This window comes from Thalassospira mesophila (genome assembly GCF_002115755.1).
GTDB classification, from domain to species: domain Bacteria; phylum Pseudomonadota; class Alphaproteobacteria; order Rhodospirillales; family Thalassospiraceae; genus Thalassospira; species Thalassospira mesophila.
The window spans coordinates 268,133-284,246 of the sequence record NZ_JFKA01000002.1 but is presented as its reverse complement, the minus strand read 5'-3'; the positions used below and the strand labels follow the sequence as shown (position 1 = coordinate 284,246).

The window sequence follows — 16,114 nt, the reverse complement described above, 5'->3', positions numbered from 1 at the left end:
TCGGCACCTGAAAACATCGCACGGGCGTACCCTAGAAACGTAAAATAACCAACCGCGTAAAACCCGCCCGGAATTAAACTATTTGGCGAAACAGGGGCAAAAGACGGCCAAAAAGCCCTATTTACCTGACGATTAGCCGTAATATTGCCCCGTGCCTTAATTATCCTTTGACCATACGAGAACTCGGAGGTTTAGGCGTGCCGTCACCTGATCAAGAAAACCAGACACCGTCCACATCGCAGGATGACGGGGGCGATCGTGGCTTTTTTGCCATTTTTGTTGTTGGCATTGCCGCCATCAGCTTTTCAATCGGCGCTGTTGTCATGCTGGCGGACGTTCCGCCATCGCAGTATTTTCGCAATGCATGGTCTGCCGGTGTTGCCCTGTGGGAAAAAGAAACCCAGTATAACGACATTGCCCGACTGGATTTTTGGGCCCCCGCGCGCAATGACAAAAAAGGCGTTACGGCTTACGACGAAAGCCGCGCCCAGAACGGCCTGACCCTTTATTCATCGGGCGATGGCCCCCACGCCGTTTTGATCGATATGAAGGGCAATATTGTCCATGAATGGCGCACGCCGTTTAGCAAAATTTACAATGACACCTCGCCGATCAAGAACCCGCAAAAGGACGAATATATGCACTGGCACACCGCCAAGATGCAGCCCAATGGCGACCTGATTGTGCAATTTACTGCTGCCGGTGATACGCCATATGGCTATGGTCTGGCGCGGATCGACAAGGATTCCAACGTTGTCTGGGGTTATTTAGGCACCGCCCATCACGACTTTTCCGTCGACAAGGATGGCAAGGTTTATGCCCTGACCCAGGAATTTCGCAACAATACCTATCAATATCGCAATCAGTTAAAGCCGCCCCGGCTGGATGATTTTGCCGTGATCCTGTCGCCCGAGGGCAAGGAACTGAAAAAGGTCTCGGTTCTTGATGCGATTATCAATTCGCCCTACGACCACCTGATTGATTTTGCGCCCTATTATTCCAAGGACGACGTGCTGCATACCAACACGATCGAGGTGATCACCGCCGAAACCGCACAAAACTTCCCCTATGGCAAGGAAGGCGACGTTTTACTGTCGTTCCGCGATATGGGCATTCTGGCGGTTCTCGATATGGATCAGGAAAAAATCGTTTGGGCAACGCGCGGTCCATGGCTGGGCCAGCACGACCCGGACCTTTTGCCCAATGGCGACATCCTGATGTTTGATAATCAGGGCCAGCTTGATAACCCCGATGCAGGTATGTCGCGAGTCTTGCAGATTGATCCTAAAACCGGGGGCATTACCTGGGAATATGACGGCAGCAAAGACAACTATTTTTACAGCGATATCCGTTCTGATCAGGAACGCCTGCCTAATGGCAATACTTTGATCACGGAATCGACCGGTGGGCGGTTGTTTGAGGTAAATAACGATGGCGAAATTGTATGGGAGTTCTATAACCCCATCCGCCGCGATAACCCCGAAAAAACCGGCGAAAAACTGATCCCCATCGTTTCACAGGCCGAGCGCATTTTTGACGACCGCGCCGCGCTGTTTTCTTCCTCCATGAAAGGAGAAGACCAATGAAGCCGACCCTGAAAAAGATCACCCTTGCCGGTGCCATTGTTGCACTGATGCCGCTTTTGACAGCGATGCCCGCCCAGGCCTATGTCGGGCCGGGCGCGGGGCTTAGCCTGCTGAGTGCGCTGTGGGCCGTTATCGCCGCTGTGGGTGTTGCAATCGGCTTTGTACTGATGTGGCCGATCCGCAAAATGATGCGCAACAAACGCCGCAAAAATGCCGCTGGCAGCACAACCACCACCGCCACGGCACATGCCAACACGGCCAGCACCACCAAATCTGACCCGCACACGTCGTAATATCTGTCGCCATGAGGCTTCCTTATGGCGACAAGGTTAGACGCGCCGGGGTAACACGGCTGATGCCGTGATCGGCAAGTGCCCGATAAAGCTGCCCGCAGATAAAGGGTCTCGTTGATCGATTTTGATCAACGAGATTTGGTAAAAGCCAACACAGGAATTCGGATAATCCCATGGGTATTTTTGACTGGCCCGCCCCCGCCTTTGACTGGCTTGACGCTTTAATGGCCGATCAACTTGGCCCGTTGGGCCGGATCATTGCCTGGTCCGTTATTTGTGCGATTGTTTCAATGGTGCTTTACGCGCTGTTATCACCGCAAAACCGGATCAAAAAGGTGAAATCCGATGTCGCAACCTCGCGCAAGGCCATGTCCGATGACGATGGCGAGGATTTTGGCCAGGGGATGCGGCTGGCCAAGGCCCAGTTAGGGCATTCGTTAAAACTGGTTGGCGTGATTGTGGTGCCGGCTGTTGTGGCATCGCTGCCTGCCCTTGCCTTACTGATATGGCTGGACGGGCAATATGGCTATACCTGCCCCACGCCCGGCACCCCCACCACCATTTCGGCCAGCCCGTCTGATGCGCATGTCGCGCAAATCGGCACTGCACCTTTATCGCAAAATGGCGGGGCCTGCCCGATTGTTCGGGTTTCCACCAAAACCGACACCGGCACCTCCGACATTGTTGTTCCGCTGCAGGCCGCGGTGCCGGTTATCGGCCATCACCAATGGTGGAATACCCTGATCGGCAATCCGGCGGGGTATTTGCCAGACAACACCCCGATCGAGCAAATCCGTTTTGACCTTCCGGCACAGGAAATCATCCATATCGGGCCAGACTGGGCGCGCGGGTGGGAACTGACCTTTTTTGTCATGCTGATCCTGGTTTCTGTGGCGATAAAAAAAGGATTCCGCATCGAATGAACAAGATGACACATAGCGACGATAAAACCGCAACCAAGGGTGCCGCTTTTCATGTTTCGGGCTGGGACCACTGGATCAGCGGGCAAATTGCCGATAACCCGAACCGCTGGATCGGCCTTGGCAATTTCGATACCAGAATGGCCGCCGATGCGATTGAAGATGTAAATATTCAAAAGCCGGTTTTTGTCGCCGGGCTGGCGCGCTCTGGCAGTACCATTTTGCTCGAAACGCTGGCCAAACACCCGGCATCGGCAACCCATCGCTACCGTGACTATCCGCCTGTTTTCACGCCCTATTTGTGGAACAAATTTGTCGACCTGGCCCCCAAACCCCGCCAGCAGGTTGCGGTTGAGCGCACCCATGCCGATGGCATCAATATCACCCCCGAAAGCCCCGAAGCCTTCGAGGAAGTGATCTGGATGGCATTTTTCAAACACCTGCACGATACCGAACACAGCAATGTTCTGGGCGGCGAGGTCAGCAATTCAGCCTTTGAAAACTTCTATCGTGACCATATCCGCAAGATGATCGCCATTCGTGGCGGGTCACGTTACGTCTCAAAGGCCAACTACCTGATCACGCGGATGGAATATCTGCTATCGATGTTCCCCGATGCCCGCTTTGTACTGCCGGTGCGTGATCCGCTTTGGCATATTGCATCGCTTGCCAAACAGCACAGCCTGTTTTGCAACGGCGAAGCCAACAACCCGCGCGCATTGGCCCATATGCAGCGGGTCGGCCATTATGAATTTGGCATGGACCGCCGCCCGATCAATGTGGGTGATACCCACGCCACCCATCAAATCATGTCCCTGTGGAACGACGGCCGCGAGGTCGAAGGCTGGGCGCAATACTGGGCCAATCTGCACCACTTTCTGGCCGATCGTCTGGCAATTAACGACAAGCTGCGCGAAGCCACCCTTGTGGTGCGCTATGAGGATTTTGTCGCCGACCCGCGCAACCAGCTTGACCGCCTGTTTGCCCATGTGAATATGGACAATGCCGGGGCGATTATTGATGAAGTCGCCCCGACCATCCATGCGCCTAACTATTACCGCCCCAAATTCAGCGATGCCGAAATCACCCTGATCCACGAGCTAACCGGCATTGCCGCCGCCCGTTTTGGCTATGAAAACCATGCTGATAACCAGCAACCAGACGACACCGCCAAAATCGGCGACCCCGGCCCCCCTGGCGCAATGCAATAACCACGCGCTACCGCCCTTCACAAACCAAAATGCCTGCGGCGGAAGTCTCCTTCCGCGCAGGCATTTTTCAGTTTATCTTGTCACCCGCAAAATCTTACAGCGTGGTCCAACGGGCGCCGCGCTCTGACGATGCCACCACCGCCTCGATAAAACGCATCCCGTCCAAGCCTTCGGCAATGCCCGGCACCAGACCGGCTTCGGCATTGGGGATGTGCCCTTCGATCCGGGCGGAAAGCTGATCGGCGAAATCTGTATAAAGGGTGGCAAACCCTTCAAGATAACCTTCTGCATGACCCGATGGCACGCGAACGCGCCCCCCGGACGCACTGTTCCCGGCACCACCCCGGGTCATCAAACGCGGTTGACCGTTCAGCGGGCGGAAATGCATGTGATTGGGGTGTTCCTGCGCCCATTCAATCGATCCCTTATCGCCATAAACGCGCAATTTCAGGCCGTTTTCATGGCCAATCGCAACCTGGCTTGCCCATAACATGCCGCGCGCACCGTTTTTATAGCGCAGCAAAATTTGCACGTTATCATCCAGCAACCGTCCTTCAACCATGCTGGAAAGATCGGCACATAATTCGGAAATTTCCAGACCGGTAACAAAATCGGCCAGGTTATGCGCGTGGGTGCCAATATCGCCCAGCGCCCCGCCCGGCCCTGCCTTTGTCGGGTCTGCCCGCCAGTTGGCCTGTTTGTTTTCAACAGGTGTCGCCAGCCAGCCTTGCGGGTATTCAACCTGCACCAGCCGGATATTACCCAGCTTGCCGCCGCGCACCATATCGCGGGCTTCGCGCACCATCGGATAGGCGGTGTAATTGTGCGTCAGGGCGAATAGCAAACCGGTTTGTTTAATCTTGGCGGCCAGTTCTTCGCCCTCGACCACACTCATACACAACGGCTTATCGCAAATAACGTGAATACCGGCATCAAGCATTGCCATGGCGGCGGGGAAATGCAGGTTATTGGGGGTGACAATGGCGCAGGCTTCAATGCCGTCTTCGCGGTCAGCTTCGCGCATCGCCATTTCACGAAAATCGTCATAAGCGCGATCGGGCGCAATATAACATTCCGCCGCCGACGCCCGGGCAATATCGGGTTTCGACGACAAGGCACCGGCAACCAGATCATAACGGTTATCCATCCGGGCGGCCAAACGATGCACCGCACCGATAAAAGCCCCTTGCCCGCCACCAACCATGCCCAGCCGGATCCGGCGCGGCGGGGCAGGATAATCGCTTGTGGTTCCGACCATGGTTGTTATCTCCTTGTTATCTTGTTTCTCGATGCAACGCCCGATACCTAGCACCGGCGACCTGGCGGCATCCTTTTATGACAGTCCAAGCAAACGCCGGTTGGTCGCATCATCTGCACCGCTTCCGGCGAAATCATCAAACGCGTGTTCAGTGACACGAATGATATGATCACGAATAAAATCTGCCCCTTCACGCGCGCCGTCTTCGGGGTGTTTTAGCGCGCATTCCCATTCCAGCACGGCCCAGCCGTCAAAATCAAGGGCGGTCAGTTTGGAAAAGATCGCGCCAAAATCGATCTGCCCGTCACCAAGCGAGCGAAAGCGCCCGGCCCGGCCAACCCAGCCCTGATACCCGGAATAAACACCCTGGCGACCCGTCGGGTTAAATTCGGCATCCTTGACGTGAAACATTTTGATACGGTCGGCGTAAATGTCGATGAAATCAAGGTAGTCAAGCTGCTGAAGCAAAAAATGGCTGGGGTCATACAAAATGTTGCAGCGTTGATGGCCGTTCAACCGTTCTAAAAACATCTCGAACGTCACACCATCAAACACGTCCTCGCCAGGATGAATTTCATAACAAATATTCACCCCCGCCGCATCGGCCTTGTCAAGCAACGGCCGCCATCGTTTGGCAAGTTCGTCAAACGCGGCCTCAATCAACCCTGCCGGGCGTTGCGGAAACGGATAAAGATAGGGCCACGCCAGCGACCCGGTAAAAGACCCCATATTGGCAAGACCCAGATTGGCCGATGCCTGAATTGCCAGTTCAATCTGGCGTACCGCCCATTCCTGGCGTGCCGTGGGGTTGTTATGCACCGAGGGATCGGCAAAACCGTCAAACAGGGCATCATAGGCCGGGTGAACCGCCACCAGTTGCCCATGCAAATGGGTGGAAATTTCGGTTAGCGACACCCCGGCTTGCGCCAGAACACCGGTAATCTCGTCGCAATAATCCTTGCTGGTGGCAGCACGCTCCAGATCAATCAGCCGTTTATCCCAGCTGGGTATCTGCACCCCTTCATAGCCCATATCCCCCGCCCATTTGGCGATGTTTTTCAGATTGTTAAACGGGACTTCGTCGCCCGCAAACTGCGCCAGAAACAGGGCCGGTCCCTTAAGCGTTTTCATGCTGGTCCCTTTGTTTTTGTTGGTCATCAAACCGGATCTGCGTTGAGAAACCGGCCTCGAATAAAGCGGCCCGGTTCCATTTGGCACCGGGCCGCTTCAAATCAATTAATATGGTGAATCAGGGAAGTAAAACTTGTCGGCGTTTTCAGGGGTTACGGTGGTTGCCCCCAAAATATAGCGCCCTTCGACCGCGGCCTTGGTTTCAAATTTAAGGGCGGTAATACCCATTGCCGTGGCAATCATTGCCGGCGGATACAAAACGTCAATCGGGGTCAGCTTGTCGCCATCCTTGACGCGCTTGATGATGTCTTTCATCCCGCCGCCGCCAATAACAAACATCTCATCGGTGCGATCCGCCTGTTTGATGGCTTCGATTACACCAAGGGCAATGTCATCATCCTGTGCCCAAACCGCATCGATTTTGGGAAAGCGCGACAAAAAGTCCTGCATCACTTCATAGCCGTCATCGCGGTTCCAGTTGGCATATTTCATGTCGAGAACTTCGATATCACTGCCCTTGATCGAGGCGTTAAAGGCTTCAACCCGTTCATCATCGACCGTGGTGGGAAGGCCGCGCAAAACCACAATTTTGCCTTTGCCATCCAGCCGTTTTTTCAGATATTCACCGGCCTGTGCGCCAAGGGCGCTGTTATTGCCCGCCACATAAACATCTTCAATGCCGGGCTGCGACAGGCCCCGGTCAACCACCGTAATAAACTTGCCCGCTTCTTTCACCTGCTGCACCGGAATGGTCAGCGGGTCGGATTCAAACGGCAAAATCACCAGGGCATCGATATTTTGCACCGAAACCAGATCTTCAAGGTCATTGGCCTGTTCGGTCGGGTTTTTTGCCGTAACGATAATAAAATCCAGATCGGGATAGGCTTTTTCCAAATCCTTTTCGGCTTCCTGCGCGTGCCAGTTAAGGCCACCGGCCCAACCATGCGTTGCCGCCGGGATGGAGACGCCGATCTTGATTTTATCGGCCGCCATCGCCGATGTTGCGACCAACCCCAAACCAAGGGCAACCGTTACGCCCAGCAACTGCTTCATATTCTTCTTCATTGTGTTTCCTCCTGAATGCAAAAATGTGGCTGTTTTTTTATCCACGCATCGGCGTTTTTCGCCGTTTCAGTTTTTCTTGCGTCGCCAGTCCCCGCGCTGCAAAAACACGGCAACGATAATAATCAGCCCCTGAACAGCCCCGTTCAGATAATTGCTGATGGCATCGGTAAGGTTCAGAATATTGCCAATGGTGGTTAGCATCAGCGCGCCCACCACCGTGCCCCAGATACGGCCATAGCCGCCTTTAAGCATCGTGCCGCCAATGATCACGGCGGCGATGGCTTCAAGTTCCCACAACACCCCGGTAGACGAGGACGCCGAGCCAAGGCGTGGCACATAAATGATGGTCGCAATCGACACACACAGGCCCTGAATGATGTAGGTCAGAGTCTTTATGCGGTCGACATTGATGGCCGAATACAATGCCACCTGTTCGTTTGAGCCAATGGCGAAACATTTGCGACCAAAAGGCGTCATGTTCAAAAGCACATAACCGGCAATCGCCACCCCCAAAAACACCAGAACCGGCATCGGAATACCGAAAACATCGCCGTAATAAACCGGGCGATAGGTGCCGCGAATAGCGAAATCGAGCGACAATGTACCGCCATCGGCCATGTAGGTGACCAGCGAGCGATAAAGGCCCATGGTGCCCAATGTAACGATAAAGGCTTCGATCTTGCCCCGTGTGCTCACCAGCCCGTTAACCGCGCCCGCACCAATCCCCAAAAGGATGCTCACCACGATGCCGATCAGAACCGTTTCAATCCCGGTTCCCAGTGTTTGCACCAGCCCGTTCATCACCACAATCATCGCACCGGCAATAAACGCCGCCATCGACCCGACCGACAAATCAATGCCGCCTGCAGTAATCACAAAAGTGGCCCCAACAGCGATGATGCCGATAAAGGACGACCGGGTAAAAATGTTGGAAAGGTTGCCGCTGCTTAAAAAGGCCTCGTTAATCGCGGTTCCCAGAATAAACAACACCACCAACGCGACGAAAGGCCCGATTGCTTTGAAGTCAATCGTTATGGCCGCACGTTTGCCCGTCTCTGCGGACATTGTCTTGTGTTCACGACGGCTCATAGGGGGGACGCTCCGTTTTTATCCGATATGCCGGTCGCATAGCGCATGATTTCGTGTTCTGTGCGGTCGTCGCCGCTTAAAATGCCGGTAATCCGGCCCGCAGCCATCACTGCTATGCGGTCCGACAGGCCCAGCATTTCGGGCATTTCCGATGACAATAAAATCACCGATTTCCCCTGCGCCGTCAGATCGCCAATGAAATGGTAAATCTGGCTTTTCGTGCCAATATCGATGCCCCTGGTCGGCTCATCGATGATCACAATATCGGGGTCGGTTTCCATCACCTTGGCAAGCAGCAATTTTTGCTGATTGCCGCCGGAAAAATCACCAACCCGTGTTTTGCGGTTGGCGGCCCGAATGTCAAATGCCTCAATCGCGGTTTCCAGCGCGGCCTCCTCGGCCTTGCGATCAATCAGCGGGCTGCCGAATTTTTCCAGTGCCAGCAAGGTCAGGTTGGGCCGCATATCCATATTCAACAACAGGCCCCGCCCCTTGCGGTCCTTGGTCAAATAGGCGATGCCATATTTTTTGGCATCGGACAGCGAAGTGATGCTGATATCTGTGCCGTTGCGCGCAATGGTGCCACCACTGCGCACCCGCAGGCCAATAATGGCCTCCATCAGGGCCGTGCGCCCGGCACCAACAATGCCGGCAAAGCCCAGCACTTCGCCGCGATGCAAATCGAACCCTGCATTATAAACCCTGCCCGGCACCGATATGTCGCGCACCGATAGCACAACCGGCGTGGTCGCATCGGCAACACGGTCGGGAAACATCTGGGCAATGTCACGCCCGACCATCAGGCGGGCCATGTCATCCTTGCTGATATCAGCCACGGCACGGGTGGCCACGTGGCGCCCGTCGCGCAAAACCGTCACCCTGTCGGCAATGGCTTTGATTTCGTCCAGCTTGTGGGAAATATAAAGAATGGCAACGCCCTGTGTGCGCAACCGGCGGATCAACCCGAACAGAATTTCCACTTCGCGCCCGGTCAAAACTGCCGTTGGTTCGTCAAGAATAAGAATGTCGGCGTTTTTCGACAGGGCCTTGGCAATTTCCACCATTTGCCGGTCCGAAACCGCTAAATCGCGAATGCGGGCGTCGGGCGAAATATCACATTGCAGGCGATCCAGCAGGGTTCTGGTTTCTGCGCGCATTGCGGCCTTGTCAAGAAACCAGCCACGGGTTAGTTCGCGCCCCAGAAAAATATTTTCCTCAACCGTTAACTGCTCGGCCAGGTTCAATTCCTGATGGATCAGGATCACACCAGCTTTTTCGCCAGCGTCGCTGGTCGCAAACCGGGTGGGCTGCCCATCAAGCTGTAGCTGCCCACTGGTGGGCTGATGATAACCCGCCAGAATCTTAACCAGGGTCGATTTACCCGCGCCGTTTTCACCCAAAAGCGCATGAACTTCGCCGGAATAAAGATCGATTGAAATATCATGCAGAACCTGTGCAGGCCCGAAAGACTTGCAAATACCCTGCCCCGACAAACGCAATTTTCGCGTTTGTCCACCCCCGGCGGGACTGGTTGCCCGATCCGTCATGAAACAGAACCTCCCTAACGCCGCATTTTTGCGATCACATCGTTATTCAACCCGTGTAAACGTTTTCATTCTTTATGTAAACCTTTACATTTCTCTTTTTATCGTGTTTTTGAAAGAAAGTTACAATAATAACGCCCAAATGCCGCAGTGCGGATAGGCTGGCGATGTACAGTGCACGCCAAAACAGCCTGACCGTCCGATATAAAAGGAATAGACCAGCCCGCGGTGGCAGAGTAGGAACAGGCATGAGCGAAAAAACAGCCACGATTGAAGATGTTGCCCAACAGGCCGGTGTGTCGATTGCCACCGTCAGCCGCGCCTTGCACAAGCCGCAGCTTGTATCGCAAAGCACGCGCGAAAAAGTGCAACATGCCATCGCGGCCACCGGTTACACTGCCAATGTCATGGCGCGCAATTTACGCCTGAGCCGATCGGGCATGATTTTGCTGTTAGTACCCGATATCGGCAATCCGTTTTTTGCTGAAATTCTGTCCGGGATTGAACAGGGCGCCTCGCGCGCCGGTTATAACGTGCTGATTGGCGACACCCAGAACGACCCCGAACGCGAAGCCACCTATGCTGCCTATTTGCGTAGTAATCAGGCCGACGCCATGATTTTGCTAAATGGGCATTTACCATCGCCCCTGTCCGAGGCCCCGCGCATTGGCACACCCCCAATTGTGGCGGTATGCGAACGCATTCCCGGCAGCAATTTGCCCACCGTGATTATCGATAACCAGCAAGCCGCCCTTGAAGCCACCCGGCATTTAACGCAATTGGGCCACGCACGCATCGCCCATATTGCCGGCCCCGCGCAAAACATTTTAACAATAGACCGCGTTGCCGGTTTTAACGAAGCCATGGCAGAAGCCGGATTGCGCAAGACCGCCTCTATCGATTATTCGCCCGATTTCGGGATCGAGGCCGGGATTGCGGCTGCCAGGCGTTTACTGCGATCAGACACCCCGCCAACGGCGTTTTTCTGCGCCAGTGACGGCATGGCCATCGGTGCTATTGTCGCGGCAAAGGAACTGGGCCTGAACGTGCCGCGTGATATATCTGTGGTCGGGTTTGATGACATTCACCTTGCCGCCAATTACGACCCGCCGCTCACCACCATTCGTCAGCCACGCCGCCGCCTTGGCGAACAGGCGATTGCGCTGGTGCTTGAACGGCTTGATAAATCCCGCCCTGCCCCGGATACCCACGCCGATAACAACCCGGTCATTATCAATACCGAATTAATCATTCGCGCCAGCACCGCCCCCTGCACAAACCGCGATCCCGCCTAGCGGCAACCATCAGACACGAATGCTGCGCCATTCATCATAAACGGCACGGGCGTCAACTTCGCCATTGTCGCGCGATTGCGGGGTTTCGGCGGCGAAAATTTCAAAGCGGATGCCATTGGGATCGCGAAAATATAACCGGCGCGCTGTCCCGTCATCTTCATTATGGTAAACCACCTTTTGCGAAAACAAATGGTTTTGCCACGCAATAACATCGCGCGCCGCCGCACACCGCAGGCCAATGTGAAACACATCATCAGGCAATTCCGGCTCATTGGCGTAAGGGCCCTGATCAGCAGGCCAGTCAAAAAATGAAATTTGTGTGCCATCGGGCAGGGCAAAGGTAATGCGTAAATAATCGCTTTTCCAGGCCGGGCTATAGCCGCTTTCGGCATGCACCAACCGGGCCTTTAACACCCGTGAATAAAAGTCATCCGTCGCGGCAAGATCGCGGGTTGGAAAGGCCATGTGATCGACGTTAAACACTGCGGGTGGCATACGGGCCTCCTTGCCATGGTTACATCATCAGATCAAAAACGGGATTGCCCCGTTTGTTTAAAATACCCCGATATCAAGGCATAATTTTGAAGCTGTTAATTCATATCGGTTTACCCTCCTGCCCGAACAAACCCTGGCGTTAAAGGGAATAAACACGATACGCCCGGCAAACGGATAATGCCACTGCCATTACCCTTGCTATGCCCTTGCGGATCAATCGGGCGCACCGAACGTTTAACAGCAATACCCGCGCTTTTGGCCCGCAGCCCGCCCGATCCTTGTGGATTTAACAGAAGCGACATCCGGCGCCGAGCTTGAAAAATTTATTTGTTATTTCAAAGGATTATAAAGTGCCCGCCGATGATCTCGCCACACAAAACGCGGTTATCGGCATTTATCAGCGCGCAGGAATGTCAGCACCTTATTGACCCCCCCTTGCTGCACTGCTATTGGGTCGCGACATTATGCGCAGGTACCATCACAGCCAACCTGATATCGCATTTTAATGACGGGGTTTGACGCCAGTGATCACATCAAAACGATCATTGCCCACAGACCCTGAAACTTAGGGGCCAGCCCATGTGCAATGTGCCATTTGCCCCGTTTGAGGACCGAGATACATCGCCATGATTTCCACACCTTATTATCTGATCGATAAATCAAAACTTTTGCGCAACATGGAAAAGATCGCCTATGTGCGCGAACATTCCGGTGCAAAGGCGTTGCTGGCACTTAAATGTTTTGCCACCTGGTCGGTATTTGATTTCATGGCCGATTATATGGATGGCACCACATCGTCGTCCCTGTACGAGGTTAAACTGGGCCGGGAAAAATTCGGCAAGGAAACCCATGCCTATAGTGTTGCCTATGGCGATGATGAAATTGCCGAAGTGATCGACAATGCTGACAAGATTATTTTCAATTCCATCAGCCAGTTAAACCGCTTTGCCGATCAGGCATCGGGCATTGTGCGCGGCTTGCGCTTAAACCCGATGGTCAGTTCATCCAGTTTTGATCTGGCCGACCCGGCACGCCCGTTTTCGCGTTTGGGCGAATGGGATGTCACGAAGGTTGAAGCGGTGATGGATAAAATCTCGGGCTTCATGATTCACAATAACTGTGAAAATGCCGATTTCGATTTGTTCGACCAGATGCTGGCCGACATTGAAACCAAATTTGGCAGCCTGCTGTCACGCGTGGAGTGGGTCAGTCTGGGAGGCGGCATTCACTTTACCGGCGATAACTATCCGCTCGATAAATTCTGCGCCCGCCTGAAGCAGTTTTCGCAAACCTTTGGTGTGCAAGTTTACCTTGAGCCGGGTGAAGCCTCGATCACGAAAAGCACAACGCTGGAAGTCAGCGTGCTTGATACGCTTTATAACGGCAAAAACCTTGCCATCGTTGATAGCTCGATCGAAGCCCACATGCTCGATTTGCTGATTTATCGCGAAAATGCGAAGGTATCCCCCAACACAGGCCACCACGAAGTTATGATTTGTGGCAAATCCTGCCTCGCGGGCGATGTATTTGGCGAATTTCGCTTTGAAAACGACATCAAGGTCGGCGACCGCATCTCGATTCAGGATGCCGCCGGTTACACCATGGTCAAGAAGAACTGGTTTAACGGGGTTGGCATGCCCTCTATCGTTCTTCGTGAACTTGACGGAACCGAACGCCTGGTTCGGGAATTTGGCTTTGAAGACTATGTTTCCAGCCTGTCATAGGCGGATTATTTGGGTTTCATCTATTCAAAAAAGGGAGTTTTTGGCCTGAAATGAAGAAAAACGTTCTCATCATCGGTGCTGGTGGCGTGGCCCAGGTCGTGGCACACAAATGCGCACAACACAACGACGTGCTTGGCGATATCCATATTGCTTCGCGCACCGCTGCGAAATGCCAGGCGATCATTGATACGATCCGCGCCAAGCAAAACCTGAAAAATGTGGACGGCGTTCTTGCGGGCCATGCGCTTGATGCCACCAATGTTGATGCCACCGTGGCATTGATCAAGGAAACCGGCTGCGAAATCGTACTTAACGTTGGTTCGCCCTTTATTAACATGCCGGTTATGTCGGCCTGTATTGCCACCGGTGCCGCCTATCTTGATACTGCCATCCACGAGGAGCAGGACAAGATTTGCGAAACGCCGCCCTGGTACGCCAACTATGAATGGAAACGCCGCGAAGAATGCGAAAAAGCCGGTGTAACGGCCATTCTTGGCGCGGGTTTTGATCCGGGCGTGGTCAATGCCTATGCCAAGCTGGCGGTTGAAGACTATTTCGATGAAATTGAATCAATCGACATCATCGACATTAATGCCGGCAGCCACGGCAAATATTTTGCCACCAATTTTGACCCGGAAATCAACTTCCGCGAATTTACCGGCACGGTTTATTCCTGGCAAAACTCAAAATGGCAATCAAACACCATGTTTGAAGTCAAAAAAGTTTGGGACATGCCCGTGGTTGGCGAAAGCCAAACCTTCATGACCGGCCATGACGAGGTGCATTCCCTGTCGCAGAACCTGAATGTGCCCAATGTCCGTTTCTGGATGGGCTTTGGCGACCATTACGTCAATGTCTTTACGGTTCTGAAAAATATTGGCCTGCTGTCTGAACAGCCGGTATTTACCGCCGAAGGGCAGGAAGTCATCCCGCTTAAGGTTGTGAAAGCCTGCCTGCCCGACCCAAGCTCGCTGGCACCCGATTACACCGGTAAAACCTGCATTGGTGATCTGGTCAAAGGTAAAAAAGACGGCAAGGACACCGAAGTTCTGATTTATAACGTCGCCGACCATAAGGACGCGTTTGAAGAAGTCGGAAGCCAGGGCATTTCCTATACTGCTGGCGTTCCGCCGGTTGCCGCTGCCTTGCTGATTGCATCGGGCGAATGGGATGTAAAGAAAATGGCCAATATCGAAGATCTTCCGGCCAAGCCGTTTTTGCATTTGCTTAACCAGATGGGCCTTCCGACCCGGATCAAGGATGCCAATGGCGACCGCGATCTTAATTTCGCCAACTGATTTCGTATCCGGCACAAATCTGAATTTCCTAAAAACGGCGGACATGTTCCGTCGTTTTTTTATGGGCCCTGCCCTGTTTTTCCTGACAACAGCCTGAAGCCGGAATGACGGATGTTTCAGGCTGATGTCAGTTTGGGTCGTCACATTGCCCCTTGTCACAAACCATTGTTTTCAAGGAACCCGCAATGCTGAAAATCATCGCTGCTTTACTGGCCCTGTCTTCCTTCGGTTTTTTACCGTCTGTTTCCTCTGCCAACGAAATGAGCTGCAAAGCCCCGATGGACCAATGGCAAAAACCCGAAGCCCTGCAGACCAAGCTGGAAGGCCAGGGCTGGAAGGTCAAGCAGATCAAAACCGAAGACGGTTGTTACGAAGTTTATGCCCTTGATGAAGATGGCAAGCGCGTTGAAACCCTGTTTGACCCGGCGACACTGAAAGCCGTTGATAAAAAAGACGAGGATTAATCATGGCTGCCACCGTAAAAGTCTGGGACCCGCTGGTTCGTATTTTTCACTGGAGCCTGGTTGCCAGTTTTGCGGTGGCATGGCTCAGTTCCAATCAGATCAAAAACCTTCATGAATGGGCCGGGTATTGCGCCGCAGCCCTGATCAGCTTTCGCCTGATCTGGGGGCTGGTCGGGTCGCATTACGCCCGGTTTCGCCAGTTTGTGCGCGGCCCGAAAACGACGCTCGGCTATTTACGCGATATCCCCGGTGGCAAAGCCGAACGGTATCTTGGTCATAACCCCGCCGGAGGGGCGATGATTATAGCCCTGCTGGTCTGCATGGGCCTTGTGGCAACCACCGGCTGGATGCAAACCACCGATGCCTATTGGGGGGTGCGCTGGGTTCAGAACGTTCATGAATTTCTGGCAAATTGCCTGATGGTCCTTGTGATTGGTCATTTGGCCGGGGTCCTTCTGGCCAGCTATCACCACCGCGAAAATCTGGTGCGCGCCATGATTACCGGGCGCAAACGCACCGGCAGCCAAACCGATATTCGGTAACGACGAACGGCCAATCCTGTTTCACCGCCGCAAAAGGCAAAATAACAGGTGATCCCTCAGCCCGTTATTTCGCCTCGTCGCGGCTAATACCAAACTGCACTGATCGAAACCGATCAATGCAGCCCTCAGTCGGCGGGCGGGCTTCTACGAAGCCCTTGCCTTTCGCGGCACAGGCCGCGCGGCGCAGTCGCGCCTAAAC

At 53.9% G+C, this 16,114-nt stretch carries 15 protein-coding genes; 9 read left to right on the top strand and 6 right to left on the bottom strand.

Going from position 1 to position 16,114, the window contains the following annotated elements:
- Nucleotides 1–197 precede the first annotated feature (197 nt).
- The 4 genes from TMES_RS05705 to TMES_RS05690 all read left to right on the top strand — a co-directional run bounded on the left by TMES_RS05705 (nucleotide 198) and on the right by TMES_RS05690 (nucleotide 4,010).
- Nucleotides 198–1,586 carry an arylsulfotransferase family protein gene (locus TMES_RS05705; RefSeq protein WP_085580373.1) on the top strand — a complete coding sequence of 463 codons (1,389 nt, stop codon included), beginning with the start codon at nucleotides 198–200 and terminating at the stop codon, nucleotides 1,584–1,586.
- Nucleotides 1,583–1,879, top strand: coding sequence for a hypothetical protein (locus TMES_RS05700; protein WP_085580371.1), 297 nt, complete (start codon nucleotides 1,583–1,585; stop codon nucleotides 1,877–1,879). The genes TMES_RS05705 and TMES_RS05700 overlap by 4 nt, the downstream gene beginning before the upstream one ends.
- A 173-nt stretch (nucleotides 1,880–2,052) precedes the next feature.
- The gene (locus TMES_RS05695; RefSeq protein ID WP_085580369.1) at nucleotides 2,053–2,802 is read left to right on the top strand and encodes a hypothetical protein; all 750 of its coding nucleotides are present in this window, start codon (nucleotides 2,053–2,055) and stop codon (nucleotides 2,800–2,802) included.
- Complete coding sequence (locus tag TMES_RS05690) at nucleotides 2,799–4,010, top strand: sulfotransferase family protein (protein WP_085580367.1); 1,212 nt, start codon at nucleotides 2,799–2,801, stop codon at nucleotides 4,008–4,010. The genes TMES_RS05695 and TMES_RS05690 overlap by 4 nt, the downstream gene beginning before the upstream one ends.
- A gap of 94 nt (nucleotides 4,011–4,104) precedes the next feature.
- Here TMES_RS05690 and TMES_RS05685 read toward each other — a convergent pair whose 3' ends face one another.
- The 5 genes from TMES_RS05685 to TMES_RS05665 all read right to left on the bottom strand — a co-directional run bounded on the left by TMES_RS05685 (nucleotide 4,105) and on the right by TMES_RS05665 (nucleotide 10,100).
- A complete protein-coding gene (locus tag TMES_RS05685) occupies nucleotides 4,105–5,268 on the bottom strand; it encodes a Gfo/Idh/MocA family protein (RefSeq protein ID WP_085580365.1) in 1,164 nt (387 codons plus the stop codon).
- A gap of 75 nt (nucleotides 5,269–5,343) precedes the next feature.
- On the bottom strand, nucleotides 5,344–6,399 hold the full coding sequence (locus TMES_RS05680) for a sugar phosphate isomerase/epimerase family protein (protein ID WP_085581201.1): 1,056 nt from the start codon (nucleotides 6,397–6,399) through the stop codon (nucleotides 5,344–5,346).
- Nucleotides 6,400–6,504: 105 nt separating this feature from the next.
- The gene (locus TMES_RS05675) at nucleotides 6,505–7,464 is read right to left on the bottom strand and encodes a substrate-binding domain-containing protein (protein ID WP_245835229.1); all 960 of its coding nucleotides are present in this window, start codon (nucleotides 7,462–7,464) and stop codon (nucleotides 6,505–6,507) included.
- A gap of 66 nt (nucleotides 7,465–7,530) precedes the next feature.
- A complete protein-coding gene (locus TMES_RS05670) occupies nucleotides 7,531–8,553 on the bottom strand; it encodes an ABC transporter permease (protein WP_245835228.1) in 1,023 nt (340 codons plus the stop codon).
- A complete protein-coding gene (locus TMES_RS05665) occupies nucleotides 8,550–10,100 on the bottom strand; it encodes a sugar ABC transporter ATP-binding protein (protein WP_085580361.1) in 1,551 nt (516 codons plus the stop codon). Before TMES_RS05665 ends, TMES_RS05670 begins: the two co-directional genes overlap by 4 nt.
- Nucleotides 10,101–10,345: 245 nt before the next feature.
- Here TMES_RS05665 and TMES_RS05660 point away from each other — a divergent pair, with 245 nt between their 5' ends.
- Nucleotides 10,346–11,392, top strand: a complete 1,047-nt coding sequence (locus TMES_RS05660; protein ID WP_085580360.1) for a LacI family DNA-binding transcriptional regulator — start codon at nucleotides 10,346–10,348, stop codon at nucleotides 11,390–11,392.
- A gap of 9 nt (nucleotides 11,393–11,401) precedes the next feature.
- On the opposite strand, the gene TMES_RS05655 is transcribed toward TMES_RS05660, so the two are convergent.
- A complete protein-coding gene (locus TMES_RS05655; RefSeq protein WP_085580358.1) occupies nucleotides 11,402–11,887 on the bottom strand; it encodes a VOC family protein in 486 nt (161 codons plus the stop codon).
- Nucleotides 11,888–12,513: 626 nt separating this feature from the next.
- On the opposite strand from TMES_RS05655, the gene TMES_RS05645 reads away from it, so the two are divergent.
- The 4 genes from TMES_RS05645 (at nucleotide 12,514) to TMES_RS05630 (ending at nucleotide 15,915) form a co-directional block, all read left to right on the top strand.
- Complete coding sequence (locus tag TMES_RS05645) at nucleotides 12,514–13,611, top strand: carboxynorspermidine decarboxylase (protein WP_085580354.1); 1,098 nt, start codon at nucleotides 12,514–12,516, stop codon at nucleotides 13,609–13,611.
- Between the two features lie 50 nt (nucleotides 13,612–13,661).
- The gene (locus TMES_RS05640) at nucleotides 13,662–14,909 is read left to right on the top strand and encodes a saccharopine dehydrogenase family protein (RefSeq protein ID WP_085580352.1); all 1,248 of its coding nucleotides are present in this window, start codon (nucleotides 13,662–13,664) and stop codon (nucleotides 14,907–14,909) included.
- 185 nt (nucleotides 14,910–15,094) lie between these two features.
- Entirely contained in the window at nucleotides 15,095–15,373 is a 279-nt protein-coding gene (locus tag TMES_RS05635) for a PepSY domain-containing protein (RefSeq protein WP_085581197.1), read from the top strand.
- A 2-nt stretch (nucleotides 15,374–15,375) separates the two neighbouring features.
- Entirely contained in the window at nucleotides 15,376–15,915 is a 540-nt protein-coding gene (locus TMES_RS05630) for a cytochrome b/b6 domain-containing protein (RefSeq protein WP_085580350.1), read from the top strand.
- Nucleotides 15,916–16,114: the final 199 nt, after the last annotated feature.

Coding starts and splice junctions, on each gene's coding strand:
- TMES_RS05635 (WP_085581197.1), top strand. CDS start 15,095: ATGCTGAAAATCATCGCTGCTTTACTGGCCCTGTCTTCCTTCGGTTTT.
- TMES_RS05700 (WP_085580371.1), top strand. CDS start 1,583: ATGAAGCCGACCCTGAAAAAGATCACCCTTGCCGGTGCCATTGTTGCA.
- TMES_RS05645 (WP_085580354.1), top strand. CDS start 12,514: ATGATTTCCACACCTTATTATCTGATCGATAAATCAAAACTTTTGCGC.
- TMES_RS05660 (WP_085580360.1), top strand. CDS start 10,346: ATGAGCGAAAAAACAGCCACGATTGAAGATGTTGCCCAACAGGCCGGT.
- TMES_RS05695 (WP_085580369.1), top strand. CDS start 2,053: ATGGGTATTTTTGACTGGCCCGCCCCCGCCTTTGACTGGCTTGACGCT.
- TMES_RS05670 (WP_245835228.1), bottom strand. CDS start 8,553: ATGAGCCGTCGTGAACACAAGACAATGTCCGCAGAGACGGGCAAACGT.
- TMES_RS05655 (WP_085580358.1), bottom strand. CDS start 11,887: ATGCCACCCGCAGTGTTTAACGTCGATCACATGGCCTTTCCAACCCGC.
- TMES_RS05640 (WP_085580352.1), top strand. CDS start 13,662: ATGAAGAAAAACGTTCTCATCATCGGTGCTGGTGGCGTGGCCCAGGTC.
- TMES_RS05630 (WP_085580350.1), top strand. CDS start 15,376: ATGGCTGCCACCGTAAAAGTCTGGGACCCGCTGGTTCGTATTTTTCAC.
- TMES_RS05690 (WP_085580367.1), top strand. CDS start 2,799: ATGAACAAGATGACACATAGCGACGATAAAACCGCAACCAAGGGTGCC.
- TMES_RS05675 (WP_245835229.1), bottom strand. CDS start 7,464: ATGAAGAAGAATATGAAGCAGTTGCTGGGCGTAACGGTTGCCCTTGGT.
- TMES_RS05680 (WP_085581201.1), bottom strand. CDS start 6,399: ATGAAAACGCTTAAGGGACCGGCCCTGTTTCTGGCGCAGTTTGCGGGC.
- TMES_RS05665 (WP_085580361.1), bottom strand. CDS start 10,100: ATGACGGATCGGGCAACCAGTCCCGCCGGGGGTGGACAAACGCGAAAA.
- TMES_RS05685 (WP_085580365.1), bottom strand. CDS start 5,268: ATGGTCGGAACCACAAGCGATTATCCTGCCCCGCCGCGCCGGATCCGG.